Source organism: Kitasatospora sp. NPDC041988, assembly GCF_055588525.1.
The window spans coordinates 76223-78344 of record NZ_JBVJCO010000042.1 but is presented as its reverse complement, the minus strand read 5'-3'; the positions used below and the strand labels follow the sequence as shown (position 1 = coordinate 78344).

Below are 2122 nucleotides of genomic sequence, written 5' to 3'. Positions count from 1 at the left end.
CACCTGACTCCCCGCCCCGCCCTTTTCCTCGTTCCCCCCCCCGTCGTCCCCCTGCGCTTTTGCCCCCCCCGGTTCCTTCCCCCCCCGGGCCCCCCCCCCCCCCCCGGGGCCGGACAGGAGGTCAGGCCGGGCGTGTCTGCGCCCAGTTGTAGAGGCGGCGGGCGCTGTCACCGAGACGGGTGGCGTAGAGCGTGTTGGCCTGCCCGCCCGCGAGTTCGTCGGTGGTGGTGGTGACGCCCACGACGGTGCCGACGCCGGTCCGGGTGTCGAACTGTGCCAGGTGGGGGCCACCGCTCGCCCCGTGTGACATGTCGCAGGCCTCACCCCACAGGAGGGGCGCCTTGGGGCCGGGCTGGGCCGGTCCGGCGCAATGGATCATGCGTGATCCGGCGTACTTGGCACTGGGGTTGTTGAGCCGGTCCTTCGGGTACCCGAAGGTGTGGACGAACTCGTCCTTGGCGGGCTTGGTGAACGCGATCCTCTGGCTTCCCGTGACGTCCGCGATCCGTCGCCCCCCGGCTGAAGGGTTTGCCACGAGGATTCCCGTGTCGTACCCGGCGACAGCGACGACACCCGAGGTCGTCGTGCTCGGATCGGCGTCCCAGCGGGAGGACGTGGCCATGTGCTTGATGCTGAAGCCGCCGAGCGGTTTCGTTCCGTTGCGGTAGCCGGGCACGAAATAGAGGTTGTGGTTCCACGTGCCGTCGGCGGCGGGATCCCCGACGGCCCTCAGACAGTGCGCCGCCGTGATGACGGTGCTGCGGTTCGCGCTGTTGACGACCGTTGCGGTGCAACTGCCGTCGTAGCCGTCGGAGAAGGTGAAGAAGAGACGGCCGACGCTCTCGTTCACCGCTCCGCCGTGCCGCCAAACGGCCCCGGGATCCGGCGTGTTCGCGGGCAGCCGATGCGGATCGTCAGGCGTGTTGTCGTCCTCGGGCACGGGGGTGATCTCGGGGACCATCGCGCCGGCCAGCTTCATCCGGGTGGGGGTCCAGTAGGTGTCGATCCGGCTGCGCTCCTGTTCGGTCGTGGCGCCGGAATGCGTTGTCACGGACTCCGGTTCCGCGGCGAGGGCCGCGGTCGGCAGCAGCACGGCCGCCGTGGTCGCACTCAGCAGGAGGGCTCCCGCGGCGGCGAGGTTGCGGGCGAACGCTCGGTGTGTGGCTGACATCGTTGCCATTCTCGGTCGCGTGCGGTTCGTTTCGAGGGACGGTCGCGATCAAGCGGTGCGGGCGCTCTGGGCAGCCTCGTACAGCGGTTTCGTGATCGCGGAGGTGAACTGCGGGCCGACCAGGTGCCGGGTGCAGGAGGCGGTGCCGGAGGTGCAGACCCGGCTCGACGAGTCGAGGTAGGGGCCTTGGGTGTTGTCGCCCACGACGGTGCCGATCCCGGTGGACGGGTCGAGACCGGCGATGCGGGGACCGCCGCTGGAGCCGCCACCCGTCACACAGGGCGCGCCCCACTCGCCCCGGGGCTCCGGGTGGTCCTGGGTACCGGGGTACTCGCGGGTCCGTCCCACGCAGTGGGCGAGCCTGGCCCCCGTGTACTCGGGCAGGCCCGCACGCGCCGGATCGCTCGACGCGCGCGGATAGCCGAACTCGTCGACCAGAGCGCTGCCCGGCCGGTCGAAGCCGATGCGCTGTGCGGCGCCGACGGCGTCCACGACTTGGGTGCATGCTCGGCTGCGGGTCCTGTTGTGGTGACCGTTGGTCCGGCCATGTGTATGTGGCATGTGTGGCACGGTATTGGCGGGACGTCAGATTCCCGTCTGAAGAGCGTTTCATCCCTTCATCGGTAACGTCAGATGCCTGTAAAGACCGTTTCATCCTCGTATCGACAACGGGTGCCGACCTCGTCCCCGAACTCGGCTGATGCGCCACCGCCGAGCACCGTGCAGGGCCGCCCGCTGATCCGACAGCTCCACCTCACGGACCCGGAAGAACGACTGACTGGTCGGCTCCGCCGCCACTCCCTCACCGGCCACAGCCGGAGCCGACAGCGGGGGGGGAGCAGGGGGGGGGGCCACGCGGGAAGGGGGGGGAAAGGGAGGTGGGGGTGTTTGGGGGGTTTGGGGGCGGGGGGGGGGGGGGCCAAGGGAGGGGGAGGGGGGGGGGGGTGGGGA

General features: G+C 70.6%; 2 protein-coding genes. Both read right to left on the bottom strand.

Annotated elements, in window-relative coordinates; all coding sequences use genetic code 11:
* Positions 1-121 precede the first annotated feature (121 nt).
* Positions 122-1171: a trypsin-like serine peptidase gene (locus ACZ6NC_RS32175; RefSeq protein ID WP_465737383.1), complete on the bottom strand. Its 1050-nt coding sequence runs from the start codon at positions 1169-1171 to the stop codon at positions 122-124.
* 48 nt (positions 1172-1219) lie between these two features.
* Positions 1220-1732: a hypothetical protein gene (locus tag ACZ6NC_RS32170; RefSeq protein ID WP_465737382.1), complete on the bottom strand. Its 513-nt coding sequence runs from the start codon at positions 1730-1732 to the stop codon at positions 1220-1222.
* Positions 1733-2122 lie beyond the last annotated feature (390 nt).

What these genes read in the sequence shown, in the direction of transcription:
- ACZ6NC_RS32175 (WP_465737383.1), bottom strand. Translation starts at nt 1,171, where the DNA reads ATGTCAGCCACACACCGAGCGTTCGCCCGCAACCTCGCCGCCGCGGGA.
- ACZ6NC_RS32170 (WP_465737382.1), bottom strand. Translation starts at nt 1,732, where the DNA reads ATGCCACATACACATGGCCGGACCAACGGTCACCACAACAGGACCCGC.